General features: G+C 68.8%; 28 protein-coding genes. 9 read left to right on the top strand and 19 right to left on the bottom strand.

From position 1 onward, the window contains the following. Nucleotides 1-215: 215 nt before the first annotated feature. Nucleotides 216-1,121 carry a class I SAM-dependent methyltransferase gene (locus BST44_RS22010; protein WP_083179207.1) on the top strand — a complete coding sequence of 302 codons (906 nt, stop codon included), beginning with the start codon at nt 216-218 and terminating at the stop codon, nt 1,119-1,121. On the opposite strand, the gene BST44_RS22005 is transcribed toward BST44_RS22010, so the two are convergent. From BST44_RS22005 to BST44_RS21990, 4 genes are all read right to left on the bottom strand, one after another. Next, nucleotides 1,118-1,420: a PPE family protein, SVP subgroup gene (locus tag BST44_RS22005; protein WP_142274634.1), complete on the bottom strand. Its 303-nt coding sequence runs from the start codon at nt 1,418-1,420 to the stop codon at nt 1,118-1,120. The genes BST44_RS22010 and BST44_RS22005 overlap by 4 nt on opposite strands. A 10-nt stretch (nt 1,421-1,430) precedes the next feature. Continuing rightward, on the bottom strand, nt 1,431-2,693 hold the full coding sequence (locus BST44_RS31355; protein WP_083179205.1) for a PPE family protein: 1,263 nt from the start codon (nt 2,691-2,693) through the stop codon (nt 1,431-1,433). A gap of 192 nt (nt 2,694-2,885) precedes the next feature. Continuing rightward, nucleotides 2,886-3,551, bottom strand: coding sequence for a GNAT family N-acetyltransferase (locus tag BST44_RS21995; protein ID WP_007167867.1), 666 nt, complete (start codon nt 3,549-3,551; stop codon nt 2,886-2,888). Nucleotides 3,552-3,560: 9 nt separating this feature from the next. Next, the gene (locus BST44_RS21990; RefSeq protein WP_083179235.1) at nt 3,561-4,919 is read right to left on the bottom strand and encodes a xylulokinase; all 1,359 of its coding nucleotides are present in this window, start codon (nt 4,917-4,919) and stop codon (nt 3,561-3,563) included. A gap of 30 nt (nt 4,920-4,949) precedes the next feature. On the opposite strand from BST44_RS21990, the gene BST44_RS21985 reads away from it, so the two are divergent. The 6 genes from BST44_RS21985 (at nt 4,950) to BST44_RS21960 (ending at nt 10,521) form a co-directional block, all read left to right on the top strand. Beyond that, nucleotides 4,950-5,930: an NAD(P)-dependent oxidoreductase gene (locus BST44_RS21985; protein WP_083179234.1), complete on the top strand. Its 981-nt coding sequence runs from the start codon at nt 4,950-4,952 to the stop codon at nt 5,928-5,930. Next, a complete protein-coding gene (locus BST44_RS21980; RefSeq protein ID WP_083179204.1) occupies nt 5,927-6,580 on the top strand; it encodes an L-fuculose-phosphate aldolase in 654 nt (217 codons plus the stop codon). Before BST44_RS21985 ends, BST44_RS21980 begins: the two co-directional genes overlap by 4 nt. Then, complete coding sequence (locus tag BST44_RS21975; protein WP_083179203.1) at nt 6,580-7,497, top strand: MBL fold metallo-hydrolase; 918 nt, start codon at nt 6,580-6,582, stop codon at nt 7,495-7,497. Before BST44_RS21980 ends, BST44_RS21975 begins: the two co-directional genes overlap by 1 nt. Nucleotides 7,498-7,708: 211 nt before the next feature. Further along, nucleotides 7,709-8,659 (top strand): class I SAM-dependent methyltransferase, encoded by a 951-nt coding sequence (locus BST44_RS21970; RefSeq protein ID WP_083179202.1) that lies wholly within the window; start codon nt 7,709-7,711, stop codon nt 8,657-8,659. Between the two features lie 10 nt (nt 8,660-8,669). Continuing rightward, complete coding sequence (locus BST44_RS21965) at nt 8,670-9,584, top strand: class I SAM-dependent methyltransferase (protein WP_083179201.1); 915 nt, start codon at nt 8,670-8,672, stop codon at nt 9,582-9,584. 22 nt (nt 9,585-9,606) lie between these two features. Then, complete coding sequence (locus BST44_RS21960) at nt 9,607-10,521, top strand: class I SAM-dependent methyltransferase (RefSeq protein WP_083179200.1); 915 nt, start codon at nt 9,607-9,609, stop codon at nt 10,519-10,521. Here BST44_RS21960 and sppA read toward each other — a convergent pair whose 3' ends face one another. Then, nucleotides 10,522-12,294: a signal peptide peptidase SppA gene (gene sppA, locus BST44_RS21955; RefSeq protein ID WP_083179199.1), complete on the bottom strand. Its 1,773-nt coding sequence runs from the start codon at nt 12,292-12,294 to the stop codon at nt 10,522-10,524. 39 nt (nt 12,295-12,333) lie between these two features. Between sppA and BST44_RS21950 the strand changes: the two genes are divergently transcribed. Further along, nucleotides 12,334-13,260, top strand: coding sequence for an LLM class flavin-dependent oxidoreductase (locus tag BST44_RS21950; RefSeq protein WP_083179198.1), 927 nt, complete (start codon nt 12,334-12,336; stop codon nt 13,258-13,260). On the opposite strand, the gene BST44_RS21945 is transcribed toward BST44_RS21950, so the two are convergent. Genes BST44_RS21945 through BST44_RS21935 form a run of 3 tightly spaced genes read right to left on the bottom strand, consistent with a single transcriptional unit; the run spans nt 13,257 to nt 17,321 of the window. Further along, nucleotides 13,257-14,897: a GMC family oxidoreductase gene (locus BST44_RS21945; protein WP_083179197.1), complete on the bottom strand. Its 1,641-nt coding sequence runs from the start codon at nt 14,895-14,897 to the stop codon at nt 13,257-13,259. The two genes, BST44_RS21950 and BST44_RS21945, sit on opposite strands and share 4 nt — an antisense overlap. Next, nucleotides 14,894-15,826, bottom strand: coding sequence for an alpha/beta hydrolase fold domain-containing protein (locus BST44_RS21940; protein ID WP_083179196.1), 933 nt, complete (start codon nt 15,824-15,826; stop codon nt 14,894-14,896). Before BST44_RS21940 ends, BST44_RS21945 begins: the two co-directional genes overlap by 4 nt. A 22-nt stretch (nt 15,827-15,848) precedes the next feature. Continuing rightward, a complete protein-coding gene (locus tag BST44_RS21935) occupies nt 15,849-17,321 on the bottom strand; it encodes a flavin-containing monooxygenase (RefSeq protein ID WP_167380242.1) in 1,473 nt (490 codons plus the stop codon). Nucleotides 17,322-17,407: 86 nt separating this feature from the next. On the opposite strand from BST44_RS21935, the gene BST44_RS21930 reads away from it, so the two are divergent. Further along, nucleotides 17,408-18,007 (top strand): TetR/AcrR family transcriptional regulator, encoded by a 600-nt coding sequence (locus tag BST44_RS21930; protein WP_158086671.1) that lies wholly within the window; start codon nt 17,408-17,410, stop codon nt 18,005-18,007. Here the strand turns inward: BST44_RS21930 and rplO are convergent. The 11 genes from rplO to BST44_RS21875 form a co-directional block, all read right to left on the bottom strand. Continuing rightward, the gene (gene rplO, locus BST44_RS21925; RefSeq protein ID WP_083179193.1) at nt 18,004-18,447 is read right to left on the bottom strand and encodes a 50S ribosomal protein L15; all 444 of its coding nucleotides are present in this window, start codon (nt 18,445-18,447) and stop codon (nt 18,004-18,006) included. The two genes, BST44_RS21930 and rplO, sit on opposite strands and share 4 nt — an antisense overlap. Further along, a complete protein-coding gene (gene rpmD / locus BST44_RS21920) occupies nt 18,444-18,626 on the bottom strand; it encodes a 50S ribosomal protein L30 (RefSeq protein ID WP_007167856.1) in 183 nt (60 codons plus the stop codon). Before rpmD ends, rplO begins: the two co-directional genes overlap by 4 nt. Further along, nucleotides 18,623-19,303 carry a 30S ribosomal protein S5 gene (gene rpsE / locus BST44_RS21915; protein WP_007167855.1) on the bottom strand — a complete coding sequence of 227 codons (681 nt, stop codon included), beginning with the start codon at nt 19,301-19,303 and terminating at the stop codon, nt 18,623-18,625. Before rpsE ends, rpmD begins: the two co-directional genes overlap by 4 nt. 31 nt (nt 19,304-19,334) lie before the next feature. Next, nucleotides 19,335-19,703, bottom strand: coding sequence for a 50S ribosomal protein L18 (rplR, locus tag BST44_RS21910; protein WP_083174752.1), 369 nt, complete (start codon nt 19,701-19,703; stop codon nt 19,335-19,337). A gap of 41 nt (nt 19,704-19,744) precedes the next feature. Beyond that, a complete protein-coding gene (rplF, locus tag BST44_RS21905) occupies nt 19,745-20,284 on the bottom strand; it encodes a 50S ribosomal protein L6 (protein ID WP_083179192.1) in 540 nt (179 codons plus the stop codon). A 10-nt stretch (nt 20,285-20,294) separates the two neighbouring features. Next, nucleotides 20,295-20,693 carry a 30S ribosomal protein S8 gene (gene rpsH / locus BST44_RS21900; protein ID WP_055401845.1) on the bottom strand — a complete coding sequence of 133 codons (399 nt, stop codon included), beginning with the start codon at nt 20,691-20,693 and terminating at the stop codon, nt 20,295-20,297. An 85-nt stretch (nt 20,694-20,778) separates the two neighbouring features. Further along, the gene (locus tag BST44_RS21895) at nt 20,779-20,964 is read right to left on the bottom strand and encodes a type Z 30S ribosomal protein S14 (RefSeq protein ID WP_007167851.1); all 186 of its coding nucleotides are present in this window, start codon (nt 20,962-20,964) and stop codon (nt 20,779-20,781) included. 4 nt (nt 20,965-20,968) lie between these two features. Next, nucleotides 20,969-21,541 (bottom strand): 50S ribosomal protein L5, encoded by a 573-nt coding sequence (gene rplE, locus BST44_RS21890; RefSeq protein WP_083179191.1) that lies wholly within the window; start codon nt 21,539-21,541, stop codon nt 20,969-20,971. A 1-nt stretch (nt 21,542) separates the two neighbouring features. Then, complete coding sequence (gene rplX / locus BST44_RS21885; protein ID WP_065441087.1) at nt 21,543-21,860, bottom strand: 50S ribosomal protein L24; 318 nt, start codon at nt 21,858-21,860, stop codon at nt 21,543-21,545. Then, nucleotides 21,861-22,229 (bottom strand): 50S ribosomal protein L14, encoded by a 369-nt coding sequence (gene rplN, locus BST44_RS21880; protein WP_003403649.1) that lies wholly within the window; start codon nt 22,227-22,229, stop codon nt 21,861-21,863. 201 nt (nt 22,230-22,430) lie between these two features. Further along, nucleotides 22,431-22,967 carry a DinB family protein gene (locus tag BST44_RS21875; protein WP_083179190.1) on the bottom strand — a complete coding sequence of 179 codons (537 nt, stop codon included), beginning with the start codon at nt 22,965-22,967 and terminating at the stop codon, nt 22,431-22,433. Nucleotides 22,968-23,145: the final 178 nt, after the last annotated feature.

Raw genomic sequence — 23,145 nt, 5'->3', positions numbered from 1 at the left:
CTTGCATCACGCGCCCAACACCCGCAGGCCAGGACGTACGGCCGACCCAATCTAAGCGCGTCAAACCGTGTACGAGACTAACAGCTGATCTGGGCAAGTCCGTCCACGGCCGTCGGCCCCAGCCCATTTGAGGCCCATGAAAGCACAGGAAGCCGCAAGCCGTGGAGCGTAAAGTGCTCTTGACTCGTTGCATTTGCTAAATAAATGGGAGCACCATGACACGCACGGACCAAGACAGCTGGGACCTGGCCTCCAGCGTCGGCGCCACGGCCACGATGGTCGCCGCGGCGCGCGCGCTGGCCAGCGGGGGCGCGGACCCGATCATCGACGACCCGTTCGCGGCGCCGCTGGTGCGCGCCGTGGGGCTGGACTTCTTCCGCCGCCTGGTCGACGGCGAACTCGATCCCGCGGACGCCCAGGACGGCGAACGGGACCTGCAGCTCGAGACCGATTCGATCGCGGTGCGCACCCGCTTCTTCGACGACTTCTTCCTCAATGCCGCCCGCGACGGCATCCGCCAGTCGGTGATCCTCGCCGCCGGCCTGGACGCCCGCGCTTACCGGTTGAGCTGGCCGCCCGGCAGCGTCGTCTACGAGGTCGACCAGCCCAAGGTGGTCGACTTCAAGACCGCCGCCATGGCGGGACTCGGGGCCGCGCCCACCGCGGACCGGCGGACGGTCAGCGTCGACCTGCGCGACGATTGGCCGGAAGCATTGCGGCGCAGCGGCTTTGACCCCGGCCAGCCGACGTCGTGGAGCGCCGAGGGCCTGTTGATGTACCTGCCGCCGCAGGCCCAGGACCGGCTTTTCGACAACATCACCGAACTGAGCGCGCCCGGCAGCAAGCTGGCCACCGAGTTCCACGGCGATGCCGGGCGGACGATGACCGACCGCGCAAAGCAGTTCAACCAGCGATGGGCCAACCTGGGTTGCGACATCGACCTGTCCGGACTGTTCTTCGACGGCGAGCGCAGCAACGTCGTGGACTACCTGACCGGCCGGGGCTGGCAGGTGACCACCCGGGAACGGCGGGAATACTTCGCCGACTACGGCCTGGTCTTCCCGGACGACGAGACGTCCCAGCTGCGCAACATCGTCGCCGTCACCGCGACGCTGGGCTAGGCGTCCTCGCCGCGTTCTTCACGATCCGTCGCCAGAGCGTCGGGGCGGTGCCCCGTCATCATCGACATCAGCCCGCGCTCGAACCCGCGCGCCGAGGGCACGGCAAAGCTTGGGCCGGTGTCGACGCCGTCAACCGAAGTCGGCTCGACCGCAGGATCCCGCAACCAGTTGCGCGGAACCGACAACAACCCGAGCGCGTCCGCCGCGCCCAACCCGGCGGACGCGACGCGAACACTGGAGAAGTCGTGCAACGATCCCGGCACCGGGGCGTTCGCCCCGCTCGCTCTCGCACCGCCCATCTCGCTGCTCTCAGTGGGCCGCGGCCAAGTCCGTGGCGAGTTCACCGCCGGACATGCTGCGGGCCCACTCCGCCAGCGCCTCCGCGTTGAGTTGAGGTTGGATTCCCGCGTTCCCCGCCAGTCCGGGGCTGCTCGCCGCGGGCGCCGCCGCCAACGGGGTCGACGAGGTGGGCGTGACGGGGGTGACGACGGTTGGGCCCGTGGTGAAAAATGTCTGACTGCCGGAGGAAAGGTTCAGGTCGGTGACGAGGCCGGCGGCGTTTTCGGTCACGTAGCCGCCGACAGTGCCGGGGGTGCCGGTGACAGAGCCGCCGGGGACGGACAGGTGGCCCCCCACTCCCGCGCCGGTGTATTGAAAAGTGCCACTGAGGATGCTGCCCGAGGTGTTCAGCGGAAGGGCATCGTGGCCCGCCTGGAGGGTGCCCACGGTGCCGTCGCTCAGCACGTACGTGGCGGTCCCGCTGGGGATGTACACGGTGGTCGGGTTGGCGGCACTGGTGCCGCTCACGAAGTCGACAGGGTAGCCGTTGCTGACGGTCACGCTCACGCCTGTGTGGACGGTGGCGCCGCCGGGTGCGATGTTGGCGCTGCTGCCGGGCGGCAGGGGCGGGTCGACCCCACCGGTGGTCGCCGCCGCGTGCTGGGTGGTGTTGGTCGAGGCCATCTGAACCAAAGACTGGGTGCGAGCGCTGGTGGCGTTGCCGGTCGCCTGGGTCAGCGCGCGGGCCTGATCGGCCTGCCCGGAGGAGTTGGTGGTGCGAGGCGGCGCGGTGAACGGGGCCAGTGCGCCCGCGGCCGAGGAGGCGGCCGCATAGCCGTACATCGCGGTGGCGTCTTGTGTCCACATCTCCGCGTACTGCCCCTCGGTCGCCATGATCGCCGGCGTGTTCTGCCCGAAGAAGTTGGTCGCGACCAATGCCATCAACTGCGCGCGGTTGGCCGCGATCACCGGCGGCGGCACCGTCATCGCGAACGCCGGCTCGTAAGCCGCCGCCGCGGCATAGGCCTGGCCGGCGGTCTGCGCGGCCTGGGCGGCACCCGCCTGCAACCAGGCCACGTACGGGGTCACCGCGGCCGCCATCAGCATCGACGAAGGGCCTGACCACACCAGTCCGCTCAGCCCCGCCGCCGCCGACGAATAGCCGCCGGCGGCGGATTCCAGGCCGGCGGCCACCGCGTCCCATCCGGTTGCGGCGGCCAGCATCGGCCCGGAGCCGGGACCGGCATACATCAGAGCGGAATTGACCTCCGGCGGTAGTAACGCAAAGTCCATGGAATCCTCGTTTTCCAGGTCAACGGACGCGTTCGCTCTCGGCCAGAGGGTACTGAGTATTCAACACACGAGTAACGCAAATTTCGTGAATGAATCGTTACAGTCAGCTTGAGATTTGCTGTGAAGCGCGGCGGTGCGGTTCGGAACGCGGCCGCGGTGAATCGGTGCCGCTGACCACCGGCCTTTTCCGGCTCAGGCGGGCCTGGCGGCGGGCGCGCGCACCACCATCGGCACGGCGGGGAAGCACCAGGCCATCTCGGTGCGCGACTTGCGCAGCGCGGCCGTGCCGTAGCCCTTCTTGCGGTGTTCGGGGTGAATCCAGATCCGCACGTTCACCTCGCCGCCCAGCAGCTCGCCGAACACCATGCCGACCTTCTCGCCCGAGTCGACGGCCACGAACCAGGCGGCCTCCTCGTCGTCGAGGCGCCCCAGCGCCGCGCCGATCTCGTCGTCGAGGTTGCCGGCCGGCCCGCCGGAGCCGTCGCCGGCGGCACCCATGTCCTCGGTGCGGGCGGCGAAGATGTCGCGGTCCCGCTCGGCGGAGAAGGGCCGCAGCTCCAGGGTCTCCCCCGAACTGGCCGGGCGCTCGCCCAGGGTGAAGCTGAGCTGCTTGTTGAGGTCCTCGAGTTCGGCGAGAATCTTGCGGCGCGAGTCGATGGTGAGCTGATCGAACGACATCCCCATCACGGCCTCGGCGGCCACGTGGGAGGTGTCGAGCAGGCGGACGATCGCCTCGACCGCGGCCGCCTTGTTCTCGGATTCCACTACGACATCGGCGATTTCGTGCCGCCGTTCGAGGGCCTTCAACAGGGCATCGGCGATCTCGCGACGGGCGGCTTTGCGGTCGTGGTCGGTCATTGCACCAGCCTAGAACGCCGCCGGGGGTAGCGCGCTACATCGGCGGGTTCCCAATTCGAGGAACCGTTGGTAGCGATCGTCGATCGCGGCGGCCCAGGCGGGGTCGGGTTCGACGACGCGTGCGGTGCGGACCCAGCGGGCGGCGTCGGCGATCGCGGTTTCCAGGCCGGCCGCCATGCGCGCGAGGAAGGCCGCGCCGAGCGCCGCGCCCTCGGGCACCCCGGACACCTCCACCGGCCGCCCGGTGGCGTCGGCGATGGCCTGCATCCACGGCCCGACCCGCGTGCCGCCCCCGGTGGCCACGACGCGCGCCACCGGTGCCCCGCTCAGCTCGATGAGCTGGCGGACGACGAAGCCGGACGCCTCGTAGGCGGCCCGGCGCAGCGCGGCAGCGTCGTGGGTCAGGTCCAGGGCGTCGAGCACGGCCCGGCGCCCCGGGTCGTGGAACGGGGTGCGCTCGCCACGGATGTAGGGCGACCACACCGGCACGCCCCCGGGCCGCGCGGCCGCGGGGTCGCCGGGTGCGACCACCCGGTCCACCCAGCCGAGGAACAGCCCTCCAGCGTTGCTGGCCCCGCCGATCTGGCTCTTGCCCGCGGCCGTGTGCGGGATGGTCCACAGGCCGGGCACCTGCCGGGCCTCGGGGATGGTCGTCCACACGATCAACGTGGTGCCGCACAGCACCAGCACGTCGCCGTCGCCGTCGGCGCCGGCCACCATCTGTTCGCACAGCGCGTCGATCGCGCCGATTCCCAGCGCGGCGCCACCGCCGCGCACCTGCCCCGCGGCGGCCCCCATGCTTTCCACCCGCGGCATCTGGTCGGGCCGGGCGCCGCGTTCGGCGCACGCCTCGGCGTTCCAGCCCGTCCCGTCGAACAGCGGGTACGCGGTGGCGGCGGTGGCGAAGTCGATCACCGCCTCGCCCGCCAGCGCGTGGTTGGCGACCGCCGGCGCCGGCCAGTAGCCGGCCGCGCCCGGCGCCCGCTCCGCGGTCCAGCGCAGGAACTCGGCGGCCTCGCCGAGCGCCGGCAGCGGCTGGGCCTGCTGTTGTGGCGCGCGGCCCCGTTCGTCGCCGTACAGCAGGCCCGGCGTCATCGGCTCGCCCGCGGCGTCGACGGCGGTCAGGGACGGCACCATCGCCGAGACGGCCACCGCTTTCGCGTCTGGACGATCCAGCTGGTTCAGGGCCGCCACCGGCCCGCGGCGCCAGGCCTCGCCGGCGTCGTGCTCGAGCCGGTTCGGCGCCGGCACAAGCAACTGGTGCGGGATACGCGCCCGTGCGGTCACCCGGCCGTCGGCGTCCGCGGCCACCGCCTTGACCGCGGTGCTCCCGACGTCGATGCCGATTGTGACGTCATCACGTGACACGGGCGTCACCGTACGCCAGCATTGGGGTTCGTGACGTCAAGACCGCGCGCCTTGGTGACCGCCCCCCTGCGGGGGCCGGGATTCGCCAAGCTCCGGGAACTGGTCGACGTCGTCTACGACCCGTGGATCGAGCAGACTCCGCTGCGGATCTACAGCGCCGAACAACTGGCCGAGCGCATCTCGGCGGAGTCCGCCGATCTCGTTGTGGTGGAAAGCGACTCGGTGGCCGGGCCGGTGCTCGATCTCGGCCTACGGGCGATCGCCTCGACCCGCGGCGACCCCAACAACGTCGACATCGCGGGGGCCACCGCGGCGGGTATCCCGGTGCTAAACACCCCGGGCCGCAACGCCGACGCGGTCGCCGAGATGACGGTGGCGCTGCTGCTGGCCGCCACCCGCCTGCTGCTGCCCGCCGACGCGGATGTCCGCGGCGGCAACATCTTTCGCGACGGCAGCATCCCCTATCAGCGGTTCCGCGGCTGGGAGATCGCCGGTCGCACCGCCGGGCTGGTTGGCCTCGGCGCGGTCGGCCGCGCCACCCGCTGGCGGCTGTCCGGGCTGGGCCTGCGCGTCATCGCGCACGACCCCTACAACGACGAGGCCGAGCACGGCCTCGAGGAACTGCTGGGCGAGGCGGACGTCGTCTCGCTGCACGCACCCGTCACCGACGACACTGCCGGCATGATCGGCGCCGAGCAGTTCGCCGCCATGCGCGACGGCGTGGTCTTCCTCAACACCGCCCGCGCGCAGCTGCACGACACCGACGCGCTCGTCGGCGCGCTGCGCGACGGCAAGGTGGCCGCCGCCGGCCTGGACCACTTCGTCGGCGAATGGCTGCCCACCGACCACCCCCTGGTCGGCATGCCCAACGTCGTCTTGACGCCCCACATCGGCGGCGCCACGTGGAACACTGAGGCACGGCAGGCGCAGATGGTGGCCGACGACCTGGAGGCGTTGCTGGCCGGCAACGCGCCCGCCCACATCGTCAACCCGGAGGTGCTGGGCCCATGAAGTTCGTCGACGACGCCGAGACCGCCGTGTTGAACGCCGCCAAGGACATGCTGCGCCGCGGCCTGGTCGAGGGGACCGCGGGCAACATCTCCGCGCGGCGCTCCGACGGCAACATCGTGATCACGCCGTCGTCGGTGGACTATCGCGACATGCAGCTCGACGACCTGGTGCTGGTGGACCCGCAGGGCGCGGTGCTGCACGCCGCCGACGGCCGCTCGCCGTCCTCGGAGCTGCAGCTGCACCTGGCCTGCTATCGCGCCTTCGACGACATCGGCAGCGTCATCCACAGCCATCCGGTGTGGGCGACTATGTTCGCCATTGCGCACCAACCGATTCCGGCCTGCATCGACGAGTTCGCGGTGTACTGCGGCGGCGACGTCCGGTGCACCGACTACGCCGCGTCCGGCACGCCCGACGTCGGCGCCAACGCCGTCAAGGCGCTCGACGGCCGCGGCGCCGCGCTGATCGCCAACCACGGCATGGTGGCCGTCGGGCCAAGACCGGACAAGGCGCTGCACATCACCGCCCTTGTGGAGCGCACTGCCCAAATCGCCTGGGGGGCAAGGGCTCTCGGCGGACCGGTACCCATCCCCGAGGACGTGAACCGCAACTTCGCCAGCGTCTACGGCTACCTGCGCGCCAACGCCTGATGCGTCCGGTCAGGTTCGGCCACGCGCGCGTGACGCGGGTGCTCGAGCTTCAATTCGACCTCGGCACAAGGCTTTTCCCGCACACGCCGCCGGCCGGCTGGCGCGACAATGCCGACCTGCTGGTGCCCGACTTCTTCGACCCGTCGACCGACCAGTGGCACATCGCGATCCAGAGCTGGGTCATCGAGGTCGACGGGCTGACCGTCGTGGTGGACACCGGCGTCGGCAACGACCGCAACCGCCCCCACATGCCGCCCCTGGACCACCTGAACACCGGGTTCCCGGCCGCGTTGCGGTCCGCGGGCGTCGACCCCGACGCCGTGGACGTGGTGGTCAACACCCACATCCACTCCGACCACGTGGGGTGGAACACCACCCTCGCCGGCGGCTCGTGGGTGCCGACGTTCCCCAACGCCCGCTATCTGGTGCCGGCCGCCGACTACCGCCATTTCGCGCCGAATGGGCCCGCAGCGCGGCGCACGCCACGCAGCGACGAGGAGGCGGCGCAGCAGCGGGGCGATCAGTTGGTCTTCGCCGACAGCGTTGCGCCCATCGATGCGGCGGGGCAGCTCGTCCAGTGGTCGGACGACCACCGGATCAGCGCGTCGCTGCGGCTGCGCCCCGCGCCCGGGCACACCCCGGGTTCCTCGGTGCTGTGGCTGGACGCGGGTCGGCCGGCCGTCTTCGTCGGCGACCTCACCCACAGCCCGCTGCAACTCCGCCGGCCCGCCGACGCCTGCGCTTTCGACGTCGACGCGCCCGCCGCCGCGGTGACCCGCCGCCGGATATTCACCGAGGCCGTCGAGGCGAACGCCGCGGTGATCCCGGCGCACTACCCCGGTTGCGGCGGCGCCACGATCCGCGCCGTCACGGACAGGTTCGACGTCGACCGCTGGCTGGACATCGATCCGGTGTGAGGCATGGCGGCCAACCGATCGCGAGGAACGCGTTCGCGCCGTCGAGGACCTCGAAGGGCTCTGGCGGCACGCCGGACACCAGCGCCTGCATTGCGGCACCATCCGGTCAGCCATCAGTCAAGGTTGCCGCGAAACGCGGGAGGCGTACAGTGGGAGAAGCTTGTTAAATCGGCTAAATATTAGCTTAACTACTTCTAAAACAGGGGCAAACATGACTTCCACCAGGTACGAGGGCGACACCTGGGACCTGGCGTCCAGCGTCGGGGTCACCGCGACGATGGTCGCCGCCGCCCGCGCCGTGGCCACCCGCGCCGACCGCCCGCTGATCAACGACCCGTTCGCCGAGCCGCTGGTCCGCGCCGTCGGCGTCGACCTCCTCACCAAGCTGGCGACCGGCGAAGTCAACCCGGACGAGCTGAACGACGCGCACGACGGCGCGACCGGGTCCACCGGCGCCATGTCCCGCATGGCCGACAACATGGCGGTGCGCACCAAGTTCTTCGACGAGTTCTTCCTCAACGCGACGCGAGCGGGAGTCAAACAGGCGGTGATCCTGGCCTCGGGATTGGACGCCCGCGCCTACCGGCTGGCATGGCCGGCCGGGACCGTGGTCTACGAGGTCGACCAGCCGCAGGTCATCGACTTCAAGTCGCGCACCCTGGCCGCGCTCGACGCCGCCCCGACCGCCGAGCGGCGCGTCGCCGCCGTCGACCTGCGCGACGACTGGCCCGCCGCGCTGCGGGCCGCCGGCTTCGACCCGGCCCAGCCGACCGCGTGGAGCGCCGAGGGTCTGCTCGGCTACCTGCCGCCGGAGGCGCAGGACCGCCTGCTGGACACCATTACCGAACTCAGCGCGCCGGGCAGCCAGGTGGCCGTCGAAAGCGCGCCCAACCCCGAGCCCGGGGACGAGGACAGGTTGAAGGAACGCATGCGGCACATTTCGGAGCGCTGGCGTGCCCACGGTTTCGACCTGGACATGGCGGGGCTCGTCTACTTCGGGGACCGCAACGAGGCGGCGCCCTACCTGCGCGAGCGCGGTTGGGCGCTGGACGGCGTGACCATCCGGGAGTTGTTCTCGGCCAACGGGCTTCCGCCGCTGGAGGACGACGACATGCGCATGGGTGAAATGCTGTACGTGAGCGGCACGCTGAACCGGAAATAGGAGCCATTGCATGACCGTGGAATCGGGACGTACGGAAGGCGACAGCTGGGGACCTGGGCACAGCGTGGGAGCGACGGCCACCATGGTCGCGGCATCGCGCGCGGTGGCGTCGCAGGGGCCCGACGCGCTCCTCGACGATCCGCTCGCCGACCCGCTGGTGCGCGCGGTCGGCCTGGAGCCGTTCATCCGCATCGTGGACGGACAGGTCGATTTCGAGGATGACCCGCTGTTCAACCGCAAGGCCCGGGCCGAGCAGATCACCGTTCGCACCCGGTTTTTCGACGACTTCTTCACCGACGCGACCAAACACGGTGTGCGGCAGGCGGTGATCCTGGCTTCGGGCCTGGACACCCGCGCCTACCGGCTGCGGTGGCCCGCGGGCACCGTCGTCTACGAGATCGACCAGCCGCAGGTCATCGCGTTCAAGACCGAGACGCTGGCCGGGCTCGGCGCCGTCCCGACCGCCGAGCGCCGCGCGATCGCCATCGACCTGCGCGAGGACTGGCCGGCGGCGTTGCGGGAAGGCGGGTTCGACGTGGCGCAGCCGACCGCCTGGAGCGCCGAGGGTCTGCTGCCCTACCTGCCGCCGGAGGCGCAGGACCGGCTCTTCGACAACATCACTTCGCTCAGCGCGCCGGGTAGCCGGCTGGCCACCGAGCACGTGCCCGACCCGAACGCGTTCTCCGACGAGCGGCTGCAGCGCATCAGCGAACGCTGGCAGCGGTTCGGTTTCAACCTCAACGCGGCCGACCTGTTCTACCGGGGCGAGCGCAACGTCGTCGTGGACTATCTGACCGGCCAGGGCTGGCGGGTGGCGGCCCACCCGGCCCGGGAGTTGTACGCGCAGAACGGCTTCGAATTTCCCGAAGACGAGATGTCGGCCACCTTCGGCGAGTTGAGCTACGTCGCCGCGACGCTGGCCTAGCGGGTTGGCTAGGGTTTCGGCTATGTCACGCGCTCACGACGACGAGTGGGATCTGGCGTCCAGTGTGGGCGCGACCGCGACCATGGTGGCCGCCGGGCGCGCCATGGCGACCAAGGATCCCCGCGGCCTGATCCACGACCCGTTCGCCGAACCGCTGGTGCGCGCGGTCGGCGTGGACTTCTTCACCAAGATGATGGACGGCGACCTCGACCTCGACGCGATCGAGAACGCCTCGCTGGTCCGCGTACAGGCGATGGTCGACGGAATGGCGGTGCGCACCAAGTATTTCGACGACTACTTCGTCGACGCCACCGGCGGCGGGATCCGGCAGGTGGTGATCCTCGCGTCCGGCTTGGACTCGCGCGCCTACCGCCTGCCGTGGCCCGACGGCACGGTGGTCTACGAGATCGACCAGCCCCGCGTGATCGACTTCAAGACCAGCACGTTGACGGGCATCGGTGCCGAGCCGACGGCGGCGCGGCGCACGGTGCCGATCGACCTGCGCGCCGATTGGCCGGCCGCCCTGAGAGCGGCCGGGTTCGATCCGGCGGCGCCGACCGCGTGGCTGGCCGAGGGCCTGCTCATCTACCTGCCACCGGAGGCCCAGGACCGGCTGTTCGACAACATCACCGCGCTCAGCGCGCACGGCAGCACGATCGCCACCGAGTTCGTGCCCGGCATCGTCGATTTCGACGCCGACAAGGTGCGGGAGATGTCCGGCTCCTTCCGCGAGCACGGTGTGGACATCGACATGGCGTCGCTGGTCTATGCCGGCGAGCGCAACCACGTCCTGGACTACCTGCGGTCCAAGAAATGGGAAGTCCACGGCACCACCCGAACCGAACTCTTCCGCCGCCAGGGCATCGAAGCGCCCGCCCCGGAGAACGACGACCCGCTCGGCGAGATCATCTTCATCAGCGGCGGGCTCACCGGCTAGCTAGAACCGCCACTGCCCCGGCCACAGCACGCTGGCGCCGCTCATCGTCCGCTCGAAGTTGTCCAGGATGCCGGTGACGGTGCGGCCGAAAAGGGCGCCCAGCGCATCCGGCAGGGACGCGGCGGCCGGTTGCGACGAGGCCCGGGGCCGCACCATGTCCAGCAGCGAGGAACCCGGATAGCCGACGATGCGGACATCGCTGTCCTCGTCCAGGCCGGCCAGCACCTTGGCCCGGCGCACCGCGGCGCGGAAGCCGCCGAGCTCGTCCACCAGGCCGCGGTCCAGGGCGTCGGCGCCCGTCCAGATCCGCCCCTGCGCAACGCGATCGGCGGCTTCCATGGTCAGGTTGCGCGCCTCGGCGACCCGCTGCACGAAGTCCGCGTAGAACAGGTCCGCCTCGGCCTCCCGGTGGGCCTGCTGCTCCGGCGTGAACGGGGCGTCGATCGACCACGCGTCGGCATTCGCGTTGGTGCGCACGGTATCCGAGCCGACCCCCAGCCGCTCCAGCAGATCGCGGATCACCAGTTTGCCGGTGATCACGCCGATCGAACCGGTGATCGTCGCCGGATTCGCGACGATCGCGTCCGCCCCCATCGAGACGTAGTAACCGCCGGACGCGGCGACCGCGCCCATCGAGGCCACCACCGGCTTGCCGCGTTTGCGGGCCCTGGTCACCTCGCGCCAGATGCTCTCCGACGCCGTGATCGTGCCGCCGGGGCTGTTGACCCGCAGCACGATTGCCGACACCGAGTCGTCGGCGGCCGCCTCCCGCAGCGCCGCGCCGATGGTGTCGCCGCCGGCCGTGGCGGCGCCGAACGGCAGGAACTGCGGCCCGCCGCGACCGTCGACGATCGTGCCGTCGAGCGTGATCAGGGCCAGGGCCGGCTTGGGTGTGCGGCCGGGAACCGACGGCCTGGGCGGGGACAGCCGGGCGCGGCCCGCCGCGGCGTAGCGCGCCAGGTACAGTCGCGGCGGGGCGGTGTCCTCCGAAACATCCTTGACGCCAACCATTTCCGCGATCCGGTCGTAGGCTTCGTCGCGGAATCCGATCCGGTCGAGCAGGCCGGCGGCCACGGCGTCGTCACGCAACAGCGGGGCCCGGTCGGCGAGCGCGTCGAGCGCGCCGGGGTCGAGCTTGCGCGATTGCGCAATCGCCCGCCACGCCTGCTCCTGCAGGCTCTCCAGCATCCGGGTGACCGCCTCGCGGTGCGCCGTGGTGAAGCCGTGCTCGGTGAAACGGTTTGCCCACGACTTGTATTCGCCCCGCGCGACGAATTGCGGCTCGATGCCCGCCTTGTCGAACGCGTCGCGCAGGAAGGTGGCGTTGCTGGCGAAGCCGATCAGCCCGACGCTGCCCGACGGCTGCATCCAGACCTCACGAAACGCCGAGGCCAGGTAGTAGGACAGTGTGCCCGGGTAGGTCTCGGCCCAGGCCAGCGACGGCTTGGCGGCGCTGAACGCGGCGATGGCCTCGCGCAGCTCCTGCACGGCCGCGGGCGGCGACGCCGCGAGCTGCACGCGGGCGATCAGCCCGGCGACCCGCGAGTCCTCGGCCGCGCGGTGGATGGCGGCGACCGCGTCGCGCAGCGCCATCGGCCTGCCGCCGGTGAAGATCGCCAACGGGTCGAACCCGGTCGTCTCCGGCGGCGCCGAACGCAGGTCCAGCTCGAGCACACACCCGTTGGGTACGCCGTGGTGGCGGGCGGTGTCGACGCGTTCGGCCAGTGCGCGGACGTCGTCGACACCGGGAATCGAGGGCAGGAAGGCGAACATGTTCGCAGCGTACCGACACCGCCGCCGTACGGTGGTGGGGTGAGGTTCTCCATCGCCATCCCCCAATTCGACTACGACCGCTTCGACGGCGACGGGCTGCGCGACTATCTGGTCCGGGCCGAGCAGCTCGGGTTCGAGGGCGGCTGGGTCCTCGAGCAGATCATCGGGGACGCACCGCTGCTGGCGCCGCTGGAACTGCTGGCCTACTGCGCGGCCTGCACCGAGCGGCTGCGCCTGGGGGTCGCCGTCCTGGTGACGTCGCTGCACGATCCGCTGCAGCTGGCGTCGTCCGTCACCGCCGTCGACCGGCTCAGCCACGGCCGGCTCGACGTCGGCGTGGGGACGGGCGGCGGCTTCCGCAGGTTCGCGGCGTTCGGCATCGAAAAGGACACGTACATCTCGTATTTCACCGAGGGCCTCAAGCTGATGAAGGCCGCCTGGTCCGACGACCCGCGGGTCACGTTCCACGGCCGGTTCCGCGACGTCGACGACGTGCCGATCGCGCCCAAGCCCGTGCAGCGGCCGCACCCGCCCATCTGGTTCGGCGGGCTGGCCCCCAAGGCCCTGGCCCGGGCGGTGCGCCTCGGCGACTCGTTTTTGGGCGCCGGTTCGTCGACCACCGAGGCGTTCGCCGGTGCCGTCACCGTGGTGCGTCGCGAACTTGACGAACAGCGAAAGGATCCGGCGCACTTCACCATCGGCAAGCGCGTCTACCTGATGGTCGACGACGACGCGGCGCGCGCCCGCGAGCGCGTGCTCGCGGGGCTGCGCCGGATCTACGGCAAGATGCCGGGAGTCGACGACGTTCCGGTGTCGGGCACACCCGACGACGTCGCGCGCGGGCTACGCGAGGTGATCGACGCCGGCGCCGGGTATTTGCTACTCAATCCCGTCGGCGTCGACGTGCCGGAAAACCGCGAGCAGATGGAACGCCTTGCCGCGGAGGTCATTCCGCAGCTGGGCTAGGCCTGGTGCTCGGCTCGCAGGATCGCCGCGGCACGCTCACCGATGATGACGCAGGGCGCCTGCGTGTTACCGGTGGTCACACGGGGCATGATGGAGCCGTCTGCGACACGAAGACCGTATATCCCATACACTTTCAGTGCGCCGTCGACGACCGACATGGCGTCTTGGCCCATTTTCGCCGATCCGCTCTGGTGCCAGTAGCTTGATGCGGCATCACGAATGAACCGCTCGAGTTCGGCACCCTTGAGGTTGCCCGGCATGACTTCACGTTTGGTGAACGCCCGCAGCTCAGCCGAGTTGGCCACGGCACGGCACAGTTCCACGCACGCGATGGCCGCCCTGACGTCGTCGGGGTGCGACAATATGTTGGCGTGGATCTCGACCGGGTCGAGTGGGCCCGGGCCGGTCAGGCATATCTCGCCGCGGCTTTTCGGTTGCACCAGGCCGCCGAACAGATTCCAGCCGGCCTCGGGCGGGCAGAACCTGGCCGTGTTCTCGGCGCTGGACGACTTAGGGAACTCCGCTTGACATGTCTGCAGGTCGGGAGCTTCCAGGCTCGGGTCGCTGGTCCAAAAATACGTCGCTTCGACGCCGTTATTGCGTGGCGGCAGGGGCTGTCGGTACTCCCAGACGCAGTCGAACCCGACGTGGTCTTGCAAATTTTGGCCCACGCCGGGCAGGTGCTGCACGATGGGGATGCCATGTCGCCGCAGTTGGGTCTCGTCGCCGATACCGGATTGCATCAGCACTTTGGGGGTGTTGATCGCGCCGAGCGATAGCACCACCTCGCTTGCGGCGCCGACGCGGCGCACGCTGCCGTAGTGGGTGAATTCCACACCGGTCGCCTTCTGACCGTCGAAGATCAGCCGGGTCACCAACGCCGCGGTGAGCACGGTCAGGTTCGGCCGGTCCAGATAGGGATAGACATAGGACCGGAAGACGGATTGGCGGTAACCGTCGCGGAGACGAAGGTCCGCGATCGCCGCACCGCCACGCCCCTCCATCATCCGGCCGTTCTGGTTCTCGAACGACGGGATTCCTACGGATTGCGCGCCTTCGAGCATGGCGTGCGCTATCGGGCTGGGATCGGGCGCGGGTTGCACGAAGACGGGCCCGCCGGTGCCCCGGTAGTCAGGATCGGGGACACCGTGCCAGTCCTCGACGGCGCGGTAGAGCTCGAGCACCGAATCATAGTTCCATGCCGGGTCGCCGGCTTGGGCGGCGAAGAAGTCCCAGTCGTTCTTATGTCCGTGCGCCCAAATCATCACGTTGATGCTTGACCCGCCCCCGACGACCTTTCCCATCGACATCGGAATGGATCGACCGTTGAGCTCCGTGCTGGGCTGCGAGAAGAAGTTCCAGTCCCGTTCGCTACCGAGGTTGAGCGGCCATTGATCGGCCCTCATGACGGCCGGTGCGGTGTCCTCGCCACCGGCTTCCAGCAGTAACACGCTGACGGCGGGGTTCTCGGCGAGCCGGCGCGCCACTACCGATCCCGACGAACCCGATCCGCAGACGATGAAGTCGTAGTGCGGCTTGAGCTGTGCGGCCAGTTTCTGTTGGTTGCGGCGCACTCGCTTGGCGAATTCGGGCCCGTGCCCGTTAGCTTCGGTGAAATGGTCTGTGACGTCCGTCATTTCGCTGCCTCCCGCACTGTCGCGAGGCTGAGGTGGGACCGGAGCCACGCGCCGATCTCTGAGATCGCAGCGTCTACCTCAGGGACTCGGCCGGCGGCGACGATGAAGGAATGCTGAGCGTCCGCGACGGCTCGCGCCAACACGTCGTTGCCGGCCACCTGGGCACGACGGGCGAATTCCGCGGCCTCCCCGGCAAGGAGCTCGTCCGTGCCCCAGAACACTGCAATCGGTGGCAGCCCCGATAGGTCGGCGGCGAGCAGGTTCACCCGAGGGTCTTCCCAGCCCACCGCGGTTCCGTCCAGCCAGGCTGACCGGAAGAACTCCAGCAATGGGCGTGAAAGCAGCCGATCCCGATCGGCATTGCCGGTGATCGTCTGGTTTGTCAGCGTCAAGTCCACCCACGGGGAAATCGACACGATCGCCGCCGGCAGTGCGGCGCCTTCGTCGCGTAGCCGCAGGGCCAGGCTGGTCGCGAGGTTGCCGCCCACCGAGTGACCAACGCTGGCAACGCGTTCGGGCCGAAACCCTTGTTGCAGGAGCCAGTCATAAGCCCTGCGAACGTCATCAAGCTGGGCGGGAAACTTGTGCTCCGGCGAACGGCGATAGTCGACCACGAGCGATCGCACTCCGGCCGCGGAGGCGACGTGCGCCGCGGCCTTGCGATCGGAATGCATTGAGGCGACGACGCTGCCACCCAGATGGCTGTGCAGCAGCACGGCCTCCGGATCGCTATCGGCAGGGATGCACCAGAGCGCGTCCACGCCGCCTGCGCTCACCTCTTGGTAGCTGACGCGCTCCGGTTCTTTGGTCGCAACGTGCATCGTCTCGATGATGTCCCGCACCGTCGCCAGGTCGAGATCGGGATTGGAGGACCGTGCGCTCAGCACGCCCAAGAATTCTGCGAATTGTTCTGCCTGCTTGCTTGCCATCAAGGTGCCTTTCTCGGAGTTGTCAGCTGGTCGTGTAGGCGTCGAGGTCGAAACGCTTGGTTTGGTTGCGGAAGTGAAAGGTGAAATCGGGCCACAGGGTGGTGTTGTTGCCGTGCGCATCGAGGTACCAGCTGGCGCAGCCCCCGCTGTTCCACACCGACGCGGCGAGCATGCGTTGAAGCTTGTCGTTGTAGGCATCTTGGACTTCGCGTCGCACCTCAAAGGTCTTGAGGCCGCGGGCTTTCATGGTGCCGATGGCGTCGACGATGTAATTGAGTTGGGATTCGATCATGTACACCATCGAAGTGTGGCCAAGCGCGGTGTTGGGGCCGAGCATGAAGAACATGTTGGGAAAGCCGGCGATGGTGGTGCCTTTGTAAGCCTGCCGCCCCTTGTCCGCGTAGGTTTGGGCCAACGTGTGGCCCTCGGTGTCGCGGATGTTGTCGAACATGGGTGAGTCGGTGACGTGAAAGCCCGTAGCCAGGATGATGGCGTCGGTTGCTCGTGCAACCCCATCAGCGGTGATGATGCGGTGGCCGTCGATCTCCCGGATACCTTCGGTGACCAGCTCCACGTGATCGCGGCCGAGGGTCGGATACCAGTCGTTGGACAGCAGCATGCGCTTGCAGCCGAGCCGGAAATCGGGAATGACTTTGCGGCGCAGTTCGGGATTTTTGACTTCGGCGCGGATCTTGGCCCGCAAGGCCAGCTCTAGAGGAATCATCAGCCGCGGCACCTTCGCCAGGCCGATGATCAGGACCTCGCGGTTCACATAGATACCGGCCCGCATCAGGCGCGCGAGGCCGGGGACCCAGCCGAACGCCCGTTGCTCAGCGCGCCGGAAGGGGCGCTCGTGCCGTGACAGCAACCAAGGCGCGGTGCGCTGATAGACATCGATGTGGGCGGCGACGTCGGCGATCGCCGGCACGATTTGGACCGCCGAGGCGCCGGTGCCGATGACCGCGACCCGCTTGCCGCTCAGATCGGCGTCGTGATTCCAGCGCGCGGAGTGGAACAGCTCGCCGTCGAACCTGTTGATGCCCCGGATGTTGGGCGTCGACGGCTCGGCCAGCGCCCCGAATGCCGAGATCACCATGTCGGCGGTGAGCCGACCCTGGTCGGTCACCAGCTCCCATCTCCGCCGGCCGTCGTTCCAGGCCGCATCTTTGACCGCACACCCGAAGACGTGACGGTCGAGGACACCGGCGTCACGCGCGACACCGCGGAGGTAGTCCTGGATCTCGGCTCGACTTGGCAACCACCGCGTCCAGTTCGGGTTGGGCGCAAAGGAATACGAGTAGAGATGGGAGGGCACATCGCACGCCGCGCCGGGATAGGTGTTGTCGCGCCAGGTGCCGCCGACGTCGTCACCACGCTCGAGCACCAAGAAATCGTGGTGCCCCGCCTTGTCCAGTCGGATCGCGGCGCCCAATCCCGAGAAGCCGCTGCCGACGATGGCTATCGGCACATGTCGCGCAGCAGAATCACTGGTCATCAACACTCTCCGCCCAGAAGCGTAGAATAACGGTCGTTACGATAACGGACGCTATCCTATGATTAGGCCGACGTCAAGGAGGACTGGTGAGGTACCCACCGGATCAGAAGGCGCGCGCACGTAGCGCGCTGCTACAGGCTGGCTGTCGATCGTTGAAGACCAATGGCTTCAACGGCATCGGGGTGGACGGGTTGGCCGCCGCCGCCGGCGTGACGTCGGGCGCGTTCTACTCGAACTTTCGCGGCAAAGAAGCGATGCTCGAGGCCATCATCGATGCAGAGCTGGGCGAACCGTTCCTCTCGGACACCGATTCGATGACACGTGAAGACGGCCGAACGCGCCTCCTCAGCTTTCTTCGCGAGTACATCAGCGCAGATCACAGCCTGGACCCGGCCGGAGGATGCGTGATGCCCGCGCTGAGCGCCGACGTTGCGCGCGCCGAAGCTCCCGTCAAAGACACCTACGAACGCAAGATGAGGGCCACGGTGGACCGCGTTGCCGAATTGCTCGACGGAAGCCGGTCCGATAGACAACGCCGGGCGTGGAGCATCCTCGCGTTGATGGTGGGCTCGATCGTGATCTCCCGCGCTATCCCCGAAGACAGCGAATACCGAACCGCACCAACCGATTCGGCGCTCAGCACGGCAATCGAGCTGATCGAGGGTACGGACGAAGCCGCAGGCTAGGACAACTCGGTGACCGAGCCGCCCGCGGCGGTGATCTTCTCGCGGGCGCTGCCGCTGAACTTGTGCGCCGTCAGCTCCACCTTGACGGTCAGCTTGCCGTCACCGAGGACCTTGACCAGTGCGTTCTTGCGCACCGCGCCCTTGGCCACCAGGTCGTCGATGCCGATCGAACCGCCCTGCGGGAACAACCGGTTGATGTCGCCGACGTTGACGATCTCGTACTCGGTGCGGAACCGGTTCCGGAACCCCTTGAGTTTGGGCAGCCGCATGTGAATCGGCATCTGCCCGCCCTCGAAGGTGGCCGGCACATTCTTGCGGGCCTTGGTGCCCTTGGTGCCACGGCCGGCGGTCTTGCCCTTGGAGCCCTCACCGCGACCGACCCGGGTGCGGGCGGTCTTCGACCCGGGTGCTGGCTTGAGGTCGTGCAGTTTGATGGTCATTTGGCCTCCTCCACCACGACGAGGTGGTTGACCACCGCGATCAGGCCGCGGGTCTGTGGGTTGTCCTCACGGATCACCGAGTGGCGGATCCGTCGCAGGCCCAGCGTGCGCAGGGTTTCCCGCTGCTTCCACCGGGCCCCAATGGTGCTGCGCACCTGGGTGATTTTCAGCTGGCTCATTGCGGTGCCGTTCCCTCTCGCGCGGCACTGGCGGCCAGCGCGTCACTTTCCCGCCGCGCCTTCAGCATCCCGGCCGGGGCGACGTCCTCGATCGGCAGCCCGCGGCGCGCGGCAACTTCCTCGGGACGCTGCAGCAGCTTGAGCGCTGTGACGGTGGCGTGCACCACGTTGATCGCGTTGTCGCTGCCCAATGACTTGGCCAGGATGTCGTGCACCCCAGCGCATTCCAGCACCGCGCGCACCGCGCCGCCGGCGATCACACCGGTACCCGGGCTGGCCGGGCGCAGCAGCACCACGCCGGCGGCCGCCTCGCCCTGAACCGGGTGCGTGATGGTGCCGCCGATCAGCGGCACGCGGAAGAAGCCCTTGCGCGCCTCCTCCACGCCCTTGGCGATGGCGGCCGGGACTTCCTTGGCCTTGCCGTATCCGACGCCGACCATGCCGTTGCCGTCGCCGACGATGACCAACGCGGTGAAGCTGAAGCGCCTACCGCCCTTGACCACCTTGGAGACACGGTTGATGGCGACGACCCGCTCCAGGTAGTTGCTCTTGTCGCCGTCCCGGTCGCGGCCACCACGGCCGCCGCCGTCGCGCCGGCCGCGGCTGTCGCGGTTGTCGCCGCGCGAGTCGCGGTTGTCGCCGCGGGCCTCGGGGCCGCCGGCTGACTGTTCCGCCATTATGCGGTCCTTCCGGTCTTGTTCTCGGTCATCAGAAACTCAGTCCGTTCTCGCGCGCGGCATCGGCCAGCGCCGCGATCCGTCCGCCGTAGGTGTACCCGCCGCGGTCGAACACCGCGGTGTCGATGCCGGCGGCCTTGGCGCGCTCGGCGATCAATTGGCCCACCCGCACGCTGCGGGCCTTCTTGTCGCCCTGCAGGCCGCGCACGTCGTCCTCGATCGACGACGCGGCGGCCACCGTCGTGCCGTTCTCGTCGTTGACCAGCTGCACGTGGATGTGCCGCGCGGACCGGTTGACGACGAGCCGAGGCCGCTCCGGCGTGCCCGTGATCTTCTTGCGCAACCGGGCGTGCCGGCGCAGCCGGGAGACCCGGCGAGTCGCGGATACGCTCTGCCCCACCGGCTTCCGCGCGGCGGTGTCAGCTTGTTTTTGCGCCATGACTACTTACCTGTCTTTCCGACCTTGCGGCGGATCTGCTCGCCCTCGTAGCGCACGCCCTTGCCCTTGTACGGGTCGGGGCGGCGCAGGCGGCGGATGTTCGCCGAGATCTGGCCGACCTTTTGCTTGTCGATCCCGGAGATCGAGAACTTCGTCGGCGACTGGACCGCGAACGTGATGCCCTCGGGCGCCTCGATCACCACGGGATGGCTGTATCCCAACGCGAATTCGAGGTTGGCACCCTTGAGCTGCACGCGGTATCCGACGCCGAAGATCTCCATCTTCGTGGTGTAACCCTCCGTCACGCCGGTGACCAGGTTGGACACCAGCGTGCGCGACAGCCCATGCAGCGAACGGTTGCGCCGCTCGTCGTTGGGCCGGGCGACCACGATGGCGCCGTCCTCGTTGCGCTCCACCGTGATCGGTTCGGCGACGGTCAGATTCAGGCTGCCCTTGGGGCCCTTGACCGAGACGTTCTGACCCTCGATCGTGACGTCGACTCCGGCGGGAACCGGAACCGGCTGCTTACCAATGCGCGACATGTCTACTCCCTCACCACACGTACGCGAGGACTTCGCCGCCCACGCCCTGTCTGGCTGCCTGACGATCGGTCAGCAGGCCCGAGGAGGTCGAGATGATCGCCACGCCCAGGCCGCCGAGCACGCGCGGCAGGTTGGTGGATTTCGCGTACACCCGCAGACCGGGCTTGGACACCCGCCGCAATCCGGCGATGCTGCGCTCCCGGCTCGGCCCGTACTTGAGCTGGACGACCAGCGACTTGCCCACCCGGGCGTCTTCGGTCCGGTAGTCGGTGATGTAGCCCTCGGCCTTGAGGATCTGGGCGATGTTCGCCTTGATCTTGGAGTGAGGCAACGTCACCTCGTCGTGATACGCCGAATTGGCGTTGCGCAGACGTGTCAAGAAGTCTGCGATCGGGTCCGTCATCGTCATGACAGCGTTGGTACCTTCCTCGCGATGGTTCCCGGTCCGGGCCTGTCGCGCACCTGTTCTGGGTTGGTCTTCGGGGTTGGGGCTGTTACCAGCTGCTCTTTTGCACGCCGGGCAGCTCGCCCGCGTGCGCCATCTCGCGCAGGCAGATCCTGCACAGGCCGAACTTGCGGAAGACGGCGCGCGGGCGGCCGCACCTGTTGCAGCGGGTGTAGCCGCGCACCGCGAACTTCGGCTTGCGCGCGGCCTTGTTAACCAGTGCCTTCTTTGCCATCTGCTCAGTTCTCCTTGAAGGGAAAGCCGAGGGCCCGCAACAGCGCTCGTCCCTCGTCGTCGGTTGTCGCCGAGGTGACGACGTTGATGTCCATGCCGCGGACCCGGTCGATCTTGTCCACGTCGATCTCGTGGAACACCGACTGCTCGGCCAGCCCGAACGTGTAGTTGCCGACACCGTCGAACTGCTTGGGCGAAAGCCCGCGGAAGTCGCGGATACGCGGCAGCGCGATGGAGGTGAGCCGGTCCAGGAATTCCCACATCCGGTCGCCGCGCAGGGTGACCCGGGCGCCGATCGGCATACCCTCGCGCAGCTTGAACTGCGCGATGGACTTGCGCGCGCGACGGATTTCCGGTCGCTGCCCGGTGATCAGCGCCAGGTCGTTGACGGCGCCGTTGATCAACTTCGCGTCCCGCGCCGCGTCGCCGACACCCATGTTGACGACGACCTTGGTCACCGTCGGGATCTGCATCACGTTTCCGTAGCCGAACTGCTGCTGCAACGAATCACGAATTTCGTTGCGGTAGCGCTCTTTCAGACGCGGCTGAACCTTGACCTCTGCCTCTGATGTGGTCATTTCAGATGTCCTTGCCATTGCGCTTGGAGATGCGAACCCGCTTGCCGGTCTCCTCGTCGAGGCGGTAGCCGACGCGGGCGGGCTTACCGTCCGAGTCGACCACCATCACGTTGGAGACGTGGATCGGGGCTTCCTGGGTGACGATGCCACCCGACTGGGCACCGCGCTGGTTGCTCGAGATCGCGGTGTGCTTCTTGATCCGGTTGACGCCCTCGACCAGCACCCGGTTGCGTTCCGGGTAGGCCTGCAGGACTTTGCCCTTGGCGCCCTTGTCCTTGCCGGCGATGACCAAGACGGTGTCGCCTTTGCGGACCTTCATCTACAACACCTCCGGGGCAAGCGAGATGATCTTCATGAACCGCTTCTCCCGCAATTCGCGGCCGACCGGCCCGAAAATGCGGGTGCCGCGCGGGTCGTTGTCGGGCTTGATGATCACCGCGGCGTTCTCGTCGAACTTGATGTAGCTGCCGTCCGGGCGGCGGCGCTCCTTGACCGTGCGGACCACGACAGCCTTGACGACATCCCCACGCTTGACGTTGCCGCCGGGGATGGCGTCCTTGACGGTGGCGACGATGACGTCACCGATGCCGGCGTAGCGTCGCGACGAACCGCCGAGCACCCGGATGCACAAGATCTCCTTGGCGCCGGTGTTGTCGGCGACCTTCAGCCGCGATTCCTGCTGAATCACTCGATCTCCTGACCTGGTTGCGTGTGCACGGCAGGAAGGCAGGCCACAGCCCACCACATAACCTGACATGCGCGGTCTTTGTCACCGAAAGGCACGCGGGGCCGATTCGCACCGGCCGAGGTCTGCCCTAGGCAACCCCTAGAGTCTAGGGGACGACCAGCTCAGAGCCAAATTCGCGGCCGAGCCGGGGTCACGGCGCGCTCAACGAGCGGTTTCCCCGATTGTCCGGATATCGCCGAGGTGGTGCACGCCTTCGTGCATCGCCTGGCGGACCAGCCAGCGGGCGGTGCGCTCCTCGCCGGGCAGCCTGGTCGCGGTGCGGTCCCAATCGGGGTCGTCGACGCGCGCGATCTCGTCGCGAAACCCCGCCGCGGCGGCCGCGAGCTCGCCCAGGGTGGCGTCGATATCGCAGTCGTTGTACCGGAAGCGCCGGGGCCGCAGGTCGTTGAACATCGGCTCCAGGGCGGGGCGGTGCTCGGTGCGGACCCGGTAGAGCCGGATGGTGAAGCTGACATACACGTCTCGCAGGTGGCAGAGGTATTCGGCGACCGACCACACGTCGGGTCCCGACCGCACCCTTCGCGCCTCCGGCCCGATCGCGGACACCGCCGCCCGGACCGCGTCCGGCAGCCCGGCGATGACCCCGACCGCATCATCGATTTGCGTGTCCGGATACCTCATCCCACAGGCGACGCAGACGTGGTCCTCGCCGGCCAACGGGGGCAGCGACACAGGCATGGCGCAATCTTGCGCTAGAAGGGCGGCGGGTCGTGGTCGGGGTCGGCCGCGGGGTCGTGTCCGGGGTCGGCCGAGGCGGCCGAGGCGGCCCGGCGTGCTTCGCGGTTGTGTCGGCGTTCGGTGGCGATGCGGGTGGCGCGGTCGTGGGCGCGGGTGCGGCGGCGCCGGGGCATCATGG

It is taken from the genome of Mycobacterium scrofulaceum, from assembly GCF_002086735.1.
Taxonomy (GTDB): domain Bacteria; phylum Actinomycetota; class Actinomycetes; order Mycobacteriales; family Mycobacteriaceae; genus Mycobacterium; species Mycobacterium scrofulaceum.
This window is presented reverse-complemented; position numbering and strand designations above follow the sequence as displayed.

What these genes read in the sequence shown, in the direction of transcription:
- BST44_RS22010 (WP_083179207.1), top strand. Translation starts at nt 216, where the DNA reads ATGACACGCACGGACCAAGACAGCTGGGACCTGGCCTCCAGCGTCGGC.
- BST44_RS22005 (WP_142274634.1), bottom strand. Translation starts at nt 1,420, where the DNA reads ATGGGCGGTGCGAGAGCGAGCGGGGCGAACGCCCCGGTGCCGGGATCG.
- BST44_RS31355 (WP_083179205.1), bottom strand. Translation starts at nt 2,693, where the DNA reads ATGGACTTTGCGTTACTACCGCCGGAGGTCAATTCCGCTCTGATGTAT.
- BST44_RS21995 (WP_007167867.1), bottom strand. Translation starts at nt 3,551, where the DNA reads ATGACCGACCACGACCGCAAAGCCGCCCGTCGCGAGATCGCCGATGCC.
- BST44_RS21980 (WP_083179204.1), top strand. Translation starts at nt 5,927, where the DNA reads ATGAAGTTCGTCGACGACGCCGAGACCGCCGTGTTGAACGCCGCCAAG.
- BST44_RS21975 (WP_083179203.1), top strand. Translation starts at nt 6,580, where the DNA reads ATGCGTCCGGTCAGGTTCGGCCACGCGCGCGTGACGCGGGTGCTCGAG.
- BST44_RS21970 (WP_083179202.1), top strand. Translation starts at nt 7,709, where the DNA reads ATGACTTCCACCAGGTACGAGGGCGACACCTGGGACCTGGCGTCCAGC.
- BST44_RS21965 (WP_083179201.1), top strand. Translation starts at nt 8,670, where the DNA reads ATGACCGTGGAATCGGGACGTACGGAAGGCGACAGCTGGGGACCTGGG.
- BST44_RS21960 (WP_083179200.1), top strand. Translation starts at nt 9,607, where the DNA reads ATGTCACGCGCTCACGACGACGAGTGGGATCTGGCGTCCAGTGTGGGC.
- sppA (WP_083179199.1), bottom strand. Translation starts at nt 12,294, where the DNA reads ATGTTCGCCTTCCTGCCCTCGATTCCCGGTGTCGACGACGTCCGCGCA.
- BST44_RS21945 (WP_083179197.1), bottom strand. Translation starts at nt 14,897, where the DNA reads ATGACGGACGTCACAGACCATTTCACCGAAGCTAACGGGCACGGGCCC.
- BST44_RS21940 (WP_083179196.1), bottom strand. Translation starts at nt 15,826, where the DNA reads ATGGCAAGCAAGCAGGCAGAACAATTCGCAGAATTCTTGGGCGTGCTG.
- BST44_RS21935 (WP_167380242.1), bottom strand. Translation starts at nt 17,321, where the DNA reads ATGACCAGTGATTCTGCTGCGCGACATGTGCCGATAGCCATCGTCGGC.
- rplO (WP_083179193.1), bottom strand. Translation starts at nt 18,447, where the DNA reads ATGACCATCAAACTGCACGACCTCAAGCCAGCACCCGGGTCGAAGACC.
- rpmD (WP_007167856.1), bottom strand. Translation starts at nt 18,626, where the DNA reads ATGAGCCAGCTGAAAATCACCCAGGTGCGCAGCACCATTGGGGCCCGG.
- rpsE (WP_007167855.1), bottom strand. Translation starts at nt 19,303, where the DNA reads ATGGCGGAACAGTCAGCCGGCGGCCCCGAGGCCCGCGGCGACAACCGC.
- rplF (WP_083179192.1), bottom strand. Translation starts at nt 20,284, where the DNA reads ATGTCGCGCATTGGTAAGCAGCCGGTTCCGGTTCCCGCCGGAGTCGAC.
- rpsH (WP_055401845.1), bottom strand. Translation starts at nt 20,693, where the DNA reads ATGACGATGACGGACCCGATCGCAGACTTCTTGACACGTCTGCGCAAC.
- BST44_RS21895 (WP_007167851.1), bottom strand. Translation starts at nt 20,964, where the DNA reads ATGGCAAAGAAGGCACTGGTTAACAAGGCCGCGCGCAAGCCGAAGTTC.
- rplE (WP_083179191.1), bottom strand. Translation starts at nt 21,541, where the DNA reads ATGACCACATCAGAGGCAGAGGTCAAGGTTCAGCCGCGTCTGAAAGAG.
- rplX (WP_065441087.1), bottom strand. Translation starts at nt 21,860, where the DNA reads ATGAAGGTCCGCAAAGGCGACACCGTCTTGGTCATCGCCGGCAAGGAC.
- BST44_RS21875 (WP_083179190.1), bottom strand. Translation starts at nt 22,967, where the DNA reads ATGCCTGTGTCGCTGCCCCCGTTGGCCGGCGAGGACCACGTCTGCGTC.